The sequence below is a fragment of the Fimbriimonadaceae bacterium genome (assembly GCA_019638775.1).
Classification (GTDB): domain Bacteria; phylum Armatimonadota; class Fimbriimonadia; order Fimbriimonadales; family Fimbriimonadaceae; genus JAHBTD01.
Genome location: JAHBTD010000001.1, coordinates 1,004,350 through 1,019,110, shown reverse-complemented (window position 1 = coordinate 1,019,110; position 14,761 = coordinate 1,004,350). Strand labels below are relative to the sequence as shown.

The 14,761-nt window shown below is 56.9% G+C and carries 11 protein-coding genes; 6 read left to right on the top strand and 5 right to left on the bottom strand.

Annotated features, from left to right (window positions below; translation table 11 throughout):
• Positions 1–23: 23 nt before the first annotated feature.
• Positions 24–692, bottom strand: coding sequence for a lipoyl(octanoyl) transferase LipB (gene lipB, locus KF784_04740; GenBank protein ID MBX3118351.1), 669 nt, complete (start codon positions 690–692; stop codon positions 24–26).
• Entirely contained in the window at positions 689–2,464 is a 1,776-nt protein-coding gene (locus tag KF784_04735) for an adenylate/guanylate cyclase domain-containing protein (GenBank protein MBX3118350.1), read from the bottom strand. Before KF784_04735 ends, lipB begins: the two co-directional genes overlap by 4 nt.
• 143 nt (positions 2,465–2,607) lie before the next feature.
• Here KF784_04735 and tkt point away from each other — a divergent pair, with 143 nt between their 5' ends.
• The 5 genes from tkt (at position 2,608) to aroF (ending at position 9,289) form a co-directional block, all read left to right on the top strand.
• Complete coding sequence (tkt, locus tag KF784_04730) at positions 2,608–4,602, top strand: transketolase (protein MBX3118349.1); 1,995 nt, start codon at positions 2,608–2,610, stop codon at positions 4,600–4,602.
• 123 nt (positions 4,603–4,725) lie between these two features.
• The gene (locus KF784_04725; protein MBX3118348.1) at positions 4,726–6,036 is read left to right on the top strand and encodes an MFS transporter; all 1,311 of its coding nucleotides are present in this window, start codon (positions 4,726–4,728) and stop codon (positions 6,034–6,036) included.
• A 156-nt stretch (positions 6,037–6,192) separates the two neighbouring features.
• Positions 6,193–7,050: an ankyrin repeat domain-containing protein gene (locus KF784_04720; GenBank protein MBX3118347.1), complete on the top strand. Its 858-nt coding sequence runs from the start codon at positions 6,193–6,195 to the stop codon at positions 7,048–7,050.
• 80 nt (positions 7,051–7,130) lie between these two features.
• Positions 7,131–8,246, top strand: a complete 1,116-nt coding sequence (locus KF784_04715) for a histidinol-phosphate transaminase (protein ID MBX3118346.1) — start codon at positions 7,131–7,133, stop codon at positions 8,244–8,246.
• Positions 8,243–9,289, top strand: a complete 1,047-nt coding sequence (aroF, locus tag KF784_04710; protein MBX3118345.1) for a 3-deoxy-7-phosphoheptulonate synthase — start codon at positions 8,243–8,245, stop codon at positions 9,287–9,289. Before KF784_04715 ends, aroF begins: the two co-directional genes overlap by 4 nt.
• A gap of 168 nt (positions 9,290–9,457) precedes the next feature.
• Here the strand turns inward: aroF and gmk are convergent, their stop codons facing one another.
• Genes gmk through KF784_04695 form a run of 3 tightly spaced genes read right to left on the bottom strand, consistent with a single transcriptional unit; the run spans position 9,458 to position 11,729 of the window.
• Positions 9,458–10,012 carry a guanylate kinase gene (gene gmk, locus KF784_04705; protein ID MBX3118344.1) on the bottom strand — a complete coding sequence of 185 codons (555 nt, stop codon included), beginning with the start codon at positions 10,010–10,012 and terminating at the stop codon, positions 9,458–9,460.
• A gap of 15 nt (positions 10,013–10,027) precedes the next feature.
• Positions 10,028–11,335 carry a YvcK family protein gene (locus KF784_04700; protein ID MBX3118343.1) on the bottom strand — a complete coding sequence of 436 codons (1,308 nt, stop codon included), beginning with the start codon at positions 11,333–11,335 and terminating at the stop codon, positions 10,028–10,030.
• Positions 11,328–11,729 (bottom strand): phage holin family protein, encoded by a 402-nt coding sequence (locus KF784_04695; protein ID MBX3118342.1) that lies wholly within the window; start codon positions 11,727–11,729, stop codon positions 11,328–11,330. The genes KF784_04700 and KF784_04695 overlap by 8 nt, the downstream gene beginning before the upstream one ends.
• 205 nt (positions 11,730–11,934) lie before the next feature.
• On the opposite strand from KF784_04695, the gene mutS reads away from it, so the two are divergent.
• Positions 11,935–14,724, top strand: a complete 2,790-nt coding sequence (gene mutS, locus KF784_04690) for a DNA mismatch repair protein MutS (GenBank protein ID MBX3118341.1) — start codon at positions 11,935–11,937, stop codon at positions 14,722–14,724.
• The last annotated feature ends 37 nt before the right edge of the window (positions 14,725–14,761 follow it).

The following is a 14,761-nucleotide window of genomic DNA, read 5'->3' as shown; positions in this document are numbered from 1 at the left end:
TCTCAACTCGTGAAGAACATGCCTCAACTCACGAATTGAGCACGTTCGGATTCGGTGAGCTGAATCCCGAACACAGATTCAAATCCCGCGATAAGATGGGGAAGAACTTCCCCTTGAGTAACCTCACGTCCCAGCTGTTCAGAGATGCTTGTGACTCCGTGCGTCTTGATTCCGCACGGAACGATGTACTCAAAAGGCTTGAGGTCGTTGCTGCAATTCAGGGCGATCCCATGCATCGAAACCCATCGCCGCATCTTAATGCCAATCGCGCAGATCTTCTTCTCATCCACCCAAACCCCGGTGTTTACGTCTGAACGATAGCCCTCAATCCCAAACGGGCGCAGGCTTAAAATCACGGCTTCCTCTAGGTCCCTTAACCACTTGTGTAGGTCTTTACCAAGCTCGGCAACGTTGAAGATCGGATAGCCGACCAACTGGCCCGGGCCATGATAAGTCACATCTCCGCCGCGTTCCGTCTTGTGAAGCGCGATCCCCTTCTCAGTGTAAAACTCCGGCGGATAGAGCAGGTTAACGGGTTGAAAACTCGCTCCAAGGGTAAGCACCGGCGGGTGTTCCACAATCAGCAAGGTGTGCGGCAACTGCTCGGCAAGGACTCGGTCAAGAATGTGACGCTGGAGTTCGGTACAGGCCGCATACTCCATTACCCCGAGATCGACCCAGTTCCCGATCATCCTTGTCCTGTGGGATCGAGCGCAATGTAGGTTTGATAGCCGTCGATCAGCCCCTTCAGTGGGATTAAGACGTCAGGATCAAGCTGGGCAGCAACCGGTTCGGTGACGGCGATACCGCCCACGGGAGCAGTGTTCTGAGCGTGGGCAGCCACGTCAATAACGTTCGTAAACTCGACGTCTTCAATGCTTGCCACAACATCCCCACAGTGAATGCCGACCCGAATTCGGAACGGAGAGTGAAGGCGGCTTTTGGTGCTGTTAAAGGTCGAAATCTCAGCTTGGAGCGTTTGTCCTGCCGTAAATGCCGAGCGCACATCCCGGAAGGAGATGACGGTTCCGTCTCCTGCAGTGTATTGCACCTGGCCGCCGTACCGTTCGCAAACTTTCAAGACGAAGGCTTGATACTCCCTAAACGTCCATTCCACCACGAGCGGGTCCACAGCCGACTTCATCTCTGAGCTTTTGGCAACGTCGACGAACATCACACATACGGTGGTCGTGCGTGGTGCGAGAACACTCTGAATGCGAACGATCTCAGCGAGGAGCGTCGCTGGGTCACGACGGTGAAACCGCCGCTCAAGCGAGGCCCGGGATTCAATCTTAGATCCGCCAAAGGCGATAAACGCGATCAGATATAAAAACGCCGTGCCCAAGTAAAAGTCCGCTGTTTCCAATTGCTTCATGAGGCCGCTATATCCATAGCCAGGGACGGGCAGCAACGCCATGAGCGTACTAAACGCCAGCAGAGCCGTCGTGGCTAGCAGGGCCTGCCAAAAGGCACGTGAGAGAAAAGCGGGAATTGCGGCGGCAATGATTGAGAAGATCAGGACGGCAAACGTGCCGAGTAGGACAAGGGGAGTTGGACTTGTATTGGGGGACGGGAGTCCTCCCATCATCAAACTCTGAAGCAGCACCTGAATACTGCCGCTGATTATGCCAATCCCAATACTCCATAAAAGCCAATGTTCGCGGAACATCGTCGCCCAGCGATCATAACTCCAAGTTCTGACCTCAAACGTCTTTTCGGAAGCCTTTTGCAACTCTTCCTGAAGGTAGAAGAGGCGAGCAAGCAACTCTTGCCGAGTGAGATTCCGCTGACTCTTCTCCTCTTTCTTAACTCGCCATGCGCCACCAAGAACCGAGAAGGCAAGTCCCGCTCCCACATAGAGCATGCAAAGGAACAGCATGACGATTGGGATTACAATCATCATCACGCCCTTTTGACCATTCGCCGGGGAGTTCAGATAGGTGCTCACCATCGTGACGACTGCCGAAATCACCCAGCAGACGACCCCGCCCAAAAGGGCATAGCGCGCCATTCCATGCCTCAGATAGCAGAGCATATGAAGGGCAAAGGTTGGTGTCGCAAAGGCAACAAAGACAAGCCCGCCTGTGAGCTGCAAAGAGCCCTCGGAACCGCTTCCTGCGTTAGTGCCAATGAAGTAGTTCAGTACGGCATGTCCGAGAATCGCCACCAAGGCCGTGATCCAGATGAACTTTAGGGGGTCGGCGGTGAGCCGGCGAAACAAGGCACGAGCCGACTGAACCAGGTCATAAACGGGACGTGCGGCATCCTTATCGTCGTCCGGATCAGCCCGTCTTTTCTGGGCAGAGACCTGGCTAATGACTTGTTCGACAAAATCGGTCGGCAAGTTAAACTCAAGTGCGAGTTCTTGGGGGTTCGAACGGACAAGTTCGGGCCGCTCGCTCAGTCGTTTAGCGAGCGCCTGTGCAGCATCGATGGATACTTCCATAGTTATGCGTGCCGACATTGCCCATCTCCTCGCAGGGATTCTACCGGACTGCACCGGTAGGTTAAGCCCAAAGCTCTAACGTGAGTAATGGCCTTCGGGTTCCGAGTGAGGACCAAGTAAACTCTGCATTCCGGCAGAAAGGGCCGCCGCTGGACACCATCATGAACGCAACGCTGACTTCCCGGGATCAACTCTACGTCTCCTCTCTTCGCTTCCTGTCTGTCGATCAAGTAGAGCAGGCGAACTCCGGTCACCCAGGCTTGCCGCTCGGCGCAGCGCCGATGGCTTATGTCTTATGGAGTCGGTTCTTGCGCTTCAACCCCGCAAACCCAGAATGGATCAATAGAGATCGGTTTGTCCTCTCGGCAGGACATGGCTCTGCACTGAACTACTCGCTTCTCCATATCTTCGGCTACGACCTGCCGCTCGACGAATTGAAAAGATTTCGCCAGCTCGGAAGCAAAACGCCCGGACACCCCGAATACGGTCTTACAACGGGTATCGAAGCGACCACCGGGCCGCTCGGTCAAGGATTTGCCATGGGCGTGGGTATGGCCATTGCTGAGCGCTTCCTAAATGCGCGGTACGGCGATGTAATCGACTATCACATCTATGAGATCGTGAGCGATGGCGATTTGATGGAAGGCGTCGCGGCTGAGGCGGCCTCGCTCGCAGGACATCTCAAGCTCGGAAAGCTGGTCTACCTTTACGACGACAACGACATCTCACTCGACGGACCCTGCAGCCTGAGCTTCTCGGAGGACGTGAAGACACGATTTGAGGGCTACGGCTGGCACGTCCAGCGCGTCGAGGACGGCAACGATCTCGTTGCAATCGAAACCGCCATTGCCAACGCCAAGGCTGAAACCGAGCGTCCCTCCCTGATCCAGGTCAAAACGCACATCGGTTACGGCAGCCCAAAACAGGACAGCGCAAAGGCGCACGGTTCTCCTCTTGGCGCTGAGGCGACTGTTGCGACGAAGGAAAAGCTGGGCTGGCCAACCGAGCCTGCATTCTATGTGCCCGAAGATGTCGCCGCACTCCAAGCCGAGGCGCGAATCAACGGAGCGAGACTGGAGGCGGATTGGCGCGGGGCTTACGACCGTTATTGCGCCGAGGAGCCGACTCTCGCCTCGGAGATCGCAGCGCTCCAGCGCGGAGAGATTCTTGGTGGGTGGGACGCTGCGCTCGACAGCTTGGAATTTGCAGACAAGCCCATCGCTACCCGTGATGCCGGGAAAGCTGCATTGAACGCTGCAGCCAAGGAGATTCCGTTCTTGATCGGCGGCGGAGCAGATCTTGCCAGCTCCACAAAGACGATTATCGACGACAGTGGCAATTTCAGCGCGACCGAGCGTTCGGGCAGAAACCTGTGGTTTGGCGTGCGCGAGCACGCGATGGGGTCGGCAATGAACGGGATCGCCCTTACTGGGTTACCCGTTTTCGGATCGACGTTCCTCGTCTTTAGTGACTACATGCGCGGCGCGATCCGCCTCGCCTCGCTCATGAAAACGAAGAGTCTCTTCGTCTTCACTCACGACAGCGTTTTTGTCGGCGAGGACGGCCCCACCCACGAGCCGATTGAGCACGTGATGTCGCTGCGGCTTATCCCCGGTCTCACCGTTTTCCGGCCCGCCGATGCCTACGAAACGGCACAGGCATGGAAAGAGGCGCTCAAGCTTGAAGGACCCTCGGCGATCGTGCTTACACGTCAGGTTGTCCCCGTGCTTTCTGCCGATAAGGAGACTGTCCAGATGGGGTTTGAGATGGGCGGATACGTCTTGCGTGACGCCGATAACGGCAAGCCCGATGTAACGCTGATCGCCACGGGTTCAGAAGTGAGTCTGGCATTGTCGGCTGCTGAGGTCTTAACATCGGAAGGGAAGCAGGTGCGCGTCGTCTCTATGCCTTCATGGGAGCTGTTCGATAAGCAGCCAGAAGGGTATCAAGAATCGGTGCTTATCCCCGGCTCTAAGCGAGTCTCCCTTGAGGCAGGCGTGGGTACCGGATGGCAAAAGTATGTTGGTGATGGCGGACGAATCGTCAGCATTGATCGCTTTGGAGAATCCGCCCCGGGAGAAGTGGTTTATGCACATCTCGGGTTTACGGTAGAGCGTGTTGTCGCCGAGGCAAACGCACTCCTCGCGTCCGAGTGAGTTGGTAGCCCTCCCGAGGGCAACACCGACTGAACAGAAAGGTACCAATTTCGTGGGTCAAGTAAACTGCCCTGCAACCACGACAGCCCGATCCCGGTTTACAACGGTGGGATAAACGCATCCATGGCAGTACCTGAAGCGGTCGAAAAACGGAAGCCCCTATTACGTCGACCAGCGGTCGCACGTCTGCTTCTCATCGCCCTTCTTGCCGAGATCGGCTACGCCGTTCTTAACCTATCTACGATGCCGGTCTACCTGCAGTTCGACCGCGGGTATTCGGCATCGGTCATCGGCGTGGTATTGGTTGCCTTCGTCCTCACTGAAGCCCTCTTCAAGAGCCCAATGGGGGCTCTTGCCGACAAGATCAGTCGTAAGCGGCTCGTCGTCATCGGCCCGGCCTTAACTGTATTCACGGCTTTGGCGACGTTGATCGTCCCCCACGATGTAGGCGCTTGGGAGACCATTGCTTTGGTTACTTTGCGCGCGTTCGACGGCATCGGGGCGGCGATGCTCTGGCCTGCTGCATTTGCGCTTATGGGCGATACCGTGGAGGATGATGAGCGACAGCAGGGCATGTCGCTGCTGAACTTGTGCTATCTCGGCGGTGTCGCGTTTGCTTTCCCTGTCGGCGGGTTCATGAACGATGTGATCGGCCCGCATCTGTCCACATTCACCGGGGAAAGATCGGCCTCGCTGTGGCTGGCGGCGATCCTCTTTGCCGCCGTCGCGGTTACCGCTTACTTCTTCCTGCCATCAGACACCAAACGCAGGAACGAGGCCAAGGCCGCTGGCGAACATCAAGAAGCCTCCTTCAAGGACCTCCTTCTTTCGATGCGCGACATTCCCCAGTACCTCGCGCTGGCTGTCGTGACGTTTATGGGCGTAGGCTTTCCGATGTCTATCGTTAAGCTCTTTGCCGAGGAGCAGTTTGGAATGTCGGAGTCCTCATTTGGGCTGATGGTCTTGCCAGCGGTCGCTGCGATGGCCCTGTTCAGCGTGCCCATGTCAAAGCTCGGAGAGCGAATCGGACGTGCTCGGGCCGTGCATGTCGGCCTGTTCTTGTGTATGGCTGGCACAACCGTTATCGCGCTAGGTGCCTTTCTCCCATTCATGCGATCGGCTTGGGTGATCGCTATCGGTGGTATGCCTGTCGGTATCGGATTCTTGCTCACGATTCCGGCTTGGTATGCCAGTGTTAGCGACCTTGACCCGAAGAAGCGCGGTGCAAACCTGGGGGCAATCATGACCGCGCAGGGTGTTGGCGCGATCATCGGCCTGCCCCTCGGCGGAGTCTTTTATGACAAGCTCCAGCCCGTTGGCGTCCAACTCGGACTTGGCGAAGCATTTGGGCGCTACTCACCCTTCCTTGGGTGTGCGGTTTGCATCTTTATTGGGTGGTTGCTTTCCGTTCGCGTCCTCAAGTCGCACGTCTAATGGCCTACCCAAAACCTGTATCCGCGAAGCATTCTTGAATGCGTTCAACGAATTCGCTAGGCCCAGGAACGAGCCCCCACCGCCACCTGCGTAGCTCCCTTCGACAGTTGTTCTTTTGCTTGGTATTGCTCGATCACGAAATACGAGGAGAACACAATGATCGGCAAAGTCGGCTACGGATTGAGAAGAACGCTCTCAATCACTTTCGTCACCTTATCGCTGCTTGGAGCCATTGTTTGGGCTGTGCGGCTTCCCGCGTCGAACGAGCTTTTTGCGGCGGTTAAATCACAGTCGGCCCAGCGCGTCCGACAGCTTCTTTCAACTGGAGCGGATCCCAACGTCAAAGACAGCAACGGGATGACCGTATTAAATCTCGCATGCAAGATGGGAAGTTCGGATATCGTCATGGCCCTTCTTGACGCTGGGGCAGACCCAACTTCTGAGAGCGATGAACTCTCACCGTACGCATGGGCAGCGCTGTCGGGAAGCGTCGAGGCGATCACGGCACTATCAAGCTACGCCGAGGTTGCCAAAGTGGATACGGCTACCGAACCCGCGCTGTGCTATGCGTCTTCCCCCGAAGTTGCGCGTGCGCTCGTGCGCGCAGGAGCCTCGGCGGTTGGAGTGTCCAAACGTTTCGGGATGTCTGGGCTTCAGCGAGCCCTCGTTGAGCAGAAGTATAAGGCGGCGACAACGATGATGACGGAGGATCACAGACTCAACAAGCAGAGCTTGATGCGCAGTCCCATTTTGCATCTGCTCTCACGCAGTATCCCGGCGGAGCCTCATCCGGAGCAGTGGGTCGATATCGACGCTTTTGTGAGAGCTGCACTTGGCAAGGGCGTGACGATTGGGCATTGCGACGAGGGAGGGAAGCTGGCATTCGATTACCTGCGAAGTGATGTTCAACGGGCACACTTTAGCCAACTCCTCGGGCTCGACCTGTTTGACTCTGCAGAGCCAACGAGAGTGCGACCGTCCATCTCTGCAACAGTGCGAGAAAGCGACAGATAGTAGGCGATTTCTCTGAGAACGCGACCTGCGTTGGCGGGACGGCTCATCGAATCGGGCCATGAATCGGACAAAATAGGTTCATGGCCCTTCCGATCCGAAAGAACATCCTGGCGATGGCCCCATATTCGCCTGGAAAACCGATCGACGAGGTCCGTCGTGAACTCGGTGTTGAAGAGGTCATCAAGCTCGCGAGCAACGAGAATCCGCTGGGCCCCTCTCCGAAAGCCGTACAGGCGATGGCCCAGGCCTTAACCCAACTTCATCTTTATCCAGATGCGGCCTGTTTTGAACTGAAAAAGGTTCTCTGTGAAAGATTCGGAGTGTCTCCAGAGCAACTTCTGATCGGCAACGGCAGCGACGAACTGATCCGCATGATCGGCTGGGTTTTAATCGACTCGCCCGAAGATGAGATCATCACAGGAGATCCTTCGTTCGTTGTCTACAATCACGTCGCCGAGGAGGCGCCTTGCAAGCTGATCCGAATCCCCGTCGACAGCGGATTGAGGATCGATCTTAAGGCGATGGCGAAAGCCGTCACCGACAACACCAAGATCGTCTTCATCGCCAACCCAAACAACCCCACCGGTACGATGGTGGGAAAGAGCGAAGTAGACGCCTTTCTGAGCGATGTTCCGAGCACCGTTTGCGTTGTGCTCGACGAGGCGTACTTCGAGTTCGCGGCGGGAGAGCCGAACTATCCCAACAGTCTTGAATATCTAAAGAATGGTCATAACAACGTGGTTGGCCTGCGCACCTTCTCGAAGGCATACGGATTGGCTGGTATTCGCTGCGGCTATGGCTGGGCGAGTGCCGAGCTCGCAGATGCGCTCAATCGATGTCGCCCGCCCTTCAATGTCAACAGCCTTGCTCAGGCAGCGGCTATCGCTGCGCTAGAGGACGACGAGCATCTCGTGAAAACACTCGAAAACAATCATCAGGGTGCAACGCGCATGGCAGACGCTTTCCGCAGCGTCGGCGCGACGCCCTACCCAACACATGCCAACTTCATCCTTGCCGACATGCACACGCCCGCTGGCCCTATCTTTCAGGCCATGCTCAAGCAGGGTGTGATCGTTCGATCCGGCGAAGCCCTCGGTCTGCCGACCTTTCTGAGGGTCAGCATCGGATCCGATCATGAAGTGGACGCCTTTATTGAAGCCCTGCACTCTACCGTTCATCGGGAGGTGCGCGCATGATTGTGGTGATGCGCCCGGGGAGTAACCGGGAGGAGATCGATCTTGTTACTTGGCGGCTTGCCGAAATCGGCTATGTCGTAAATCCCATCTTTGGCGAAGAGAAGACGATCCTTGCCGCAGTTGGCGGGAAAGAGCACGCGAAGGTAGACCTCATCGACCAGCTCAAGGCGCTCGACTGTGTCGAAGATGTCTTGTTCATCACCAAGCCTTACAAGCTTGTCTCCAAGGAGTACAAACCGACGCGTTCGGTGGTCGATGTGAACGGCGTTGGCGTTGGTGGCGATGAAGTCGTCATCATGGCTGGCCCATGCACCGTTGAATCGGAAGATCAGGTGATGGAGACGGCGGCAGCGGTGAGCGCAGCCGGAGCCAAAATCTTGCGCGGGGGAGCCTACAAGCCCTCGACTTCGCCCTACAGCTATCAAGGCATGGGAGTGCCGGGGCTTGAGATTCTACGGGCCGCGGCAGATCGTTACGGACTCAAAGTCGTTACCGAGGTCATGGACGTTCGCAAGATCGACATGATCGCCGAGTACGCTGACCTGCTCCAAATCGGCACTCGAAATATGCAGAACTACGATCTGCTACGCGAGCTCGGGCAAGCACGAATTCCAGTTCTGCTCAAGCGCGGCATGAGCGCGAAGATCGAAGAGTGGCTGCTTGCCGCCGAGTACATCGCAAGCAACGGAAACGAAAACATCATCCTTTGCGAGCGTGGCATCCGCACCTTCGAGCCTTCGATGCGCAACACGCTGGACCTGGCGGCGGTGCCGACCGTGAAATCACTCAGCCACTTGCCGATCATTGTCGATCCCTCGCAGGGCACCGGAAAGCGCGATCTGATCGGGCCGATGAGTCTTGCCGCCATCGCATGTGGGGCAGATGGCTTGATTATCGAGGTGCATCCGAACCCGGATCACGCGATCAAGGACGGGTCGCAGAGCGTGACAATTGGGGCATTTGAAAAGATGATGCCGGACTTTGCACGCTTGGCTGAAGCGGTCGGTCGGAGCGTGCAGGCGCCTGTGCCGAGTCAGCGGTGAGCGTTTAGAGGCACCCTCCCTGAGTTCGCTACGCTCACTCTTCCCTCCCTCAGAGGGAGGGAAGTTCTAAGCGAAGCGTGAACAGGGAGGGTGAATGATTTGCGAGGTTGACACTGTGCCCTATAGGACTTATTTGACCTATAAGTCCTATAGGGTGAGCCCCCAGAGCTAAAGCCCCTGCCCCACAATCCCCTCAAGCTCCCCCACACACCGCTCCAGATCGTCGTTCACCACCCGATGCAGATACCGGTCCGCCAGCGCAATCTCCCCCAGCGCGTTCCGCATCCGCTTTTCGATCACGTCCGGGGAGTCTTGCCCCCGACCTTCGATCCGTCTTCGCAACTCAAGCTCGCTGGGAGGCAGGATGAAGACAGAGATTGCATCCGCACGCAGCTCCATCACGGCAAGAGCGCCCTGAACATCGATCTTCAAGATTGCAATCTTGCCTTCGGCAAGCATCGTTTCCATGTCGGTGAGAGGCGTTGCATAGAAGTTACCGTGAACCTCCTTGTGCTCCAAGAATGCTCCGCTTGCTGCAAGCTTGTGGAAGCGCTCCACCGAAACAAAGTGGTAATCGACATCGGGAATCTCACCCGGTCTGGGCTGTCGTGTGGTGTAGGCAACAACCCGCTCAACTCGAGGGTTGGCGTCGCGCCAAGCATTGATTACGGTGTCTTTTCCGACCCCACTGGGGCCGCTAAGGATGACGAGCTTTCCGGGCATAGGCTTGCTTAGACTCTACCGCGTCAGCAGGCTCATCAGCCGCTCTGCAACCCGCATCGGGTCGTGACGGACAAAGTCCGTCTCACTCATAAAGTCTCCGCCGATCGCTTTATATCCCATCGCACGAATCCGGTCCATATCCGCCTCCACGACGAACTGACCCGATTCTCGGTACTTCTCAACGAGGTGAGAGCTTGGCAAAGCCATGTTGACCAGAACATAGTCGAACACTTTGTGATCGGTATTGGCGCGGATAACCGTGACGTGCTCCGCTGCGGTAAAGGCGTCGCTCTCGCCGGGCTGGGTCATGACGTTGCAGATATAGGCTTTTGGGGCGTGAGATTCCATCAGCGCCTCCGCAATCCCGGGGACGAGAAGGTTTGGGATGATACTGGTGTAGACACTTCCCGGGCCGATACAGATCAAATCTGCCGCACGGATCGCTTCCACCGCGCCGGGGTGGGCCACGACGTCTTCGGGGTCCAGATAGATGCGTCGAATCCGCTTCCCGGTCGCCGCGATCTTCGTCTCTCCGCAGAGCTCAGTGCCGTCCTCCATGAGCGCACGAAGTCGTACATGTGAGAGGGTCGAAGGGACGACTCGTCCGCGAATGAGCAAAACGTCGCTTGCTTTCTCAACCGCCTTTTCGAAGTCCCCTTGCGACTGGTCGACGAGCGCGGCGATGAGCAGATTCCCGATGCTGTGCCCGCTGAGCGTTCCGCTATCGCTCTTAAAGCGATGCTGAAAAAGGTCGGTCATCGCCTTTTCTGCATCCGCCAAGGCCACCAAGCAGTTGCGGATATCACCAGGGGGGATCATGCCCTTTTCTCGGGTAAGACGTCCGCTGCTGCCGCCATCGTCGGTCACCGTGACAATGGCCGTGATGTTTGAAGAGTGCTTCTTTAAACCGCGCAAGAGCGTGCTCAGACCGGTGCCGCCCCCGATTGCCACAATCCGGGGTCCTTGTGAAAGATCGCGTCGTCGCTTGTAGACGTCCATGACCTCGCCCTTTTGCCCAGTCACCGTCTCGACGAACTGGATGATCACGCCGCGCAAGCCAAGGTAGATGAGATAGAACCCAAGGAAAAGAAGAATGCCGCCGACGAAGTGCCGAGCCTCCTCCATGTTCTGAGAGCTTACGGCTGTAGAAAGAGATTCGTTGGCCAGCCGCTCCACGGATTCGAGGACGGGCAGGATGATGAGCTTAAAGCTCAGCGCGGAGCCAACCACAAAGCACAGACCGCCCAGCGCGAGGATCAGGAATGCCGTTCGCATCCCCTTCGCGCGGGCTCGGAGTCTTTGCCAGCGGTACCGGTTAATCATCTTTATCTTTGTTCTCTTTCAGCAGGCCGCGCAGGATGCCGCTCACCGCTGAAATCACAATACTTCCGAAGACGGCTGACAAGAACTGTTGCCAAGGCGTTCCCGTAATCGTGAAGCCCATGTCGAGCCGTGAAGTGATCCACAAGATCAGCCCATTGATAACCAGCGAGAATAACCCCAGAGTGAGACAGTTCAATGGTACCGTGAGTAGCTTGAGAATCCTGCCAAGCGTTGCATTGAGGAGCCCTAGGATAGCCACACCCACCAAAAGTTGGGCGGCGTGCCCCCAAGTTTGGATGTCGGCTTTAAGTGTCAGGCCGACCAAGCTCGTGAGCCACGCGGCAACCACAACTCCCACCGCAGTGAGAACCCATTTAAGAAGAAGGTTGGACATTGGTACTTTTGCGCCCTCATCATTGTATCTCGGCGCAGGCAAATTGACGAGCCCTGCACGTGGGTCATACTCCAAGGTGCGAGAAATCGCAAGGCAGGATGCTTTGCCGTGAGTGTACGTCGTAGCAGCCACAGGCTTTAAGTCTCAACCCTGGAATGCAGGCTTAGTGTGCGGCTACATATTCGTTACGTTTGATAGGAAAACCGTGAAAGGCAACACCCCCATGCTCAAACAATACTTCGCCCTCAAGGCGGAGCATCCGGGTGTGCTCATGGCGATCCGTGTGGGGGACTTTTACGAATTCTATGGCGAGGATGCCGAGAAGGCCGCCGCATCGTTGGAGATTACGCTCACTTCGCGCGAGGACGGAGGCGACCGCATGCCGATGGCGGGAGTGCCGTATCATGCCTTTGAAAAGTATCTCGCCAAGGCGCTTTCGCAGGGGATAAAGGTTGCCATCTGCGAGCAGCTGGAAGACCCCAAACAGGCCAAGGGCCTCGTCAAGCGCGGCATCACCCGCATCCTTACGCCTGGAACCTTAGTTGAGGATGCGATGCTCCAATCCGGGCAGAACAACTTCCTTGCCGCGATCTGTTCGCTTGATGGACGAATCGGACTTGCCGTACTCGATCCCAGCACCGGGGAGTTTGCCGTCACGGAAGTTGAAGGGAGCGATCTGGATGACCGGATGGTACAAGAGCTTGCCCGGCTCAAGCCTACCGAGCTTTTGGTCGGCCCCTCGTCGTCGCCATTTGGCGAAATCTCAGCGACAGGCTTGGGCTCTGCGGTGACTGAGGTCCAGCAACCTGCACTGGATCGAGCACGCAGAAGACTGCTTGAGCAGCTCAATGTGGCGCAATTGGATGGCTTCGGCTGCGACGACAAACCGAGCGCTGTGATCGCGGCCTCAATGGTTCTCAGTTACGCCGAGAAGAACGGCCTTCCGCTTGCTCATATCGACTCGCTATCGACGTATTCCGTTGAAAGCTTTATGCGTCTGGACGGCTCCACCCGCCGTTCGCTGGAGATCACCCAAAACCTACAGGACGGTTCCAAGAAGTACACCTTGCTATCGGTTGTTGATGCCGCGCGCACCCCGATGGGATCGCGCCAGATGCGCAGGTGGTTGGAGCAGCCTCTGCTTGACCGCAAGACGATCGAGCTGCGTCATGAAGCGGTGGAGAAGCTGGTCCGGGAGAATCTGATCAGGGGTGATCTTCAAGACGAGATGCGCAAAATCTCCGACATTGAGCGCCTTGTCTCACGATGCGCCACCGGGATGGCGGGACCGCGCGATCTCGTCGGCCTGCGCAACTCCCTCCAAGCATTGCCGTCGCTGGTTGGAAAGCTCGGGCGGCTGTCAAGTGGCAGGTTGTTGGAGTTGTTGGGCTTGGTCTCGGATCATGACGAGCTGAAGCATCTCTTGAATTCGGCCCTACAGGACGAGCCACCGCTAACCATCCGTGACGGAGGCATCATCAAAGAGAGTTACGACATCGAACTGGATAAGCTGCGCGACCTCTCCCGAAACGGGAGGAAGTACATCGCCGACCTCGAACAGGCCGAGCGCGAATCCACTGGAATAAACAATCTGAAAGTTGGATTCAATTCAGTTTTTGGCTATTACTTGGAGATATCGAAGTCGCAGTTGGACAAAGTCCCTGACCACTACATCCGCAAGCAGACCACGGCAAATGCGGAGCGATACATCACCGCTGCGCTGAAGGAGCACGAATCCCTGGTGCTGGGAGCCGACGAAAAGGCGATCGGGCTGGAGACGGATGTTTTTTACAGACTGAGAAACCGTGTAACGGAACATTCTCGGGCGCTGCTCCAAACCGCTAAGACGATCGCCGAAATTGATGTGCTGTGTGCCTTTGCCGAGGTCTCTGCGTACCGGGGCTATGTGCGGCCGGAACTGGTTGACGAGGATGTACTGGAGATCGAGGCAGGGCGACATCCAGTCGTTGAGGCGCAGAATTCGGCGTTTGTGCCGAATGATTTGGAGTTGGGAGATCAGAGATCGGAGACCGGAGAACGGGAGGGTTCAAGCGATCAGCAATCAGCTATCGGGGATCAGAAATCAGAGATCGGAAATCAGAGATCGGAGACCGGAGATCGGGAGGGATTAGGCGATCAGCTATCAGCTATCGGCAATCCTGTAGAGGCCGGAGAGCCAATCAATCAACAATCTGCAATCAACGATCTACAATCCAATGCCCCCAACTCCGCTCCCCAAATCCAAAATCGAATCGTCATCCTCACCGGTCCCAACATGTCGGGAAAGTCCACCTACCTGCGCCAGACCGCGCTCATTGTTCTGCTGGCTCAGGTAGGTTGCTTCGTCCCCGCCAGGAGTTGCCGCCTGGGGATATGCGACCGCATCTTTGCCCGCATCGGCGCGAAGGACGAGCTTGCGCTGGGGCAGAGCACCTTCATGGTCGAGATGATCGAGAGCGCGAACATACTCAACCACGCGACCGAGCGGAGCTTGGTCATTCTCGATGAGGTTGGGCGAGGAACCAGCACCTACGACGGCATGGCGATCGCCTGGGCGATGATCGAACACCTGGCAATGGTTGGGGCAAAAACGCTTTTTGCGACTCACTATCACCAACTGAACGCCCTCGCCGATCAACTTCCCACTGTCTCTAACTACCGTGTGAGCGTGGAGGAGATTGGGGACGACGTGGTCTGGACGCACCGCGTCCTTCCCGGCGGCACCGACCGCAGCTACGGCATCCACGTAGCGAAGATGGCGGGCGTGCCGCATTCGGTGCTGATCCGTTCGCAGGAGCTGTTGGACGAGCTAGAGCAGGGCTCTTCTGCGCCAAAAGTCTCCACCACCAGCCAAAAGCTTCAGCTCACGCTGTTCGACGTGGAACCGCCTCCGGTGATGAAGGAGCTGGACAAAGTGGACGTGAACCGGCTAACCCCCATCGAAGCTCTGCGCTTGATCGACGATTGGAAGCGAAAGTTCGGCGCGAAGAGCTAAGCGCTCGTTACGTCCAGGTCGAACAGCACCCTCCCTG

What these genes read in the sequence shown, in the direction of transcription:
- KF784_04695 (MBX3118342.1), bottom strand. Translation starts at nt 11,729, where the DNA reads ATGTCCAACCTTCTTCTTAAATGGGTTCTCACTGCGGTGGGAGTTGTG.
- gmk (MBX3118344.1), bottom strand. Translation starts at nt 10,012, where the DNA reads ATGCCCGGAAAGCTCGTCATCCTTAGCGGCCCCAGTGGGGTCGGAAAA.
- KF784_04735 (MBX3118350.1), bottom strand. Translation starts at nt 2,464, where the DNA reads ATGTCGGCACGCATAACTATGGAAGTATCCATCGATGCTGCACAGGCG.
- KF784_04720 (MBX3118347.1), top strand. Translation starts at nt 6,193, where the DNA reads ATGATCGGCAAAGTCGGCTACGGATTGAGAAGAACGCTCTCAATCACT.
- KF784_04725 (MBX3118348.1), top strand. Translation starts at nt 4,726, where the DNA reads ATGGCAGTACCTGAAGCGGTCGAAAAACGGAAGCCCCTATTACGTCGA.
- aroF (MBX3118345.1), top strand. Translation starts at nt 8,243, where the DNA reads ATGATTGTGGTGATGCGCCCGGGGAGTAACCGGGAGGAGATCGATCTT.
- lipB (MBX3118351.1), bottom strand. Translation starts at nt 692, where the DNA reads ATGATCGGGAACTGGGTCGATCTCGGGGTAATGGAGTATGCGGCCTGT.
- tkt (MBX3118349.1), top strand. Translation starts at nt 2,608, where the DNA reads ATGAACGCAACGCTGACTTCCCGGGATCAACTCTACGTCTCCTCTCTT.
- KF784_04700 (MBX3118343.1), bottom strand. Translation starts at nt 11,335, where the DNA reads ATGATTAACCGGTACCGCTGGCAAAGACTCCGAGCCCGCGCGAAGGGG.
- KF784_04715 (MBX3118346.1), top strand. Translation starts at nt 7,131, where the DNA reads ATGGCCCTTCCGATCCGAAAGAACATCCTGGCGATGGCCCCATATTCG.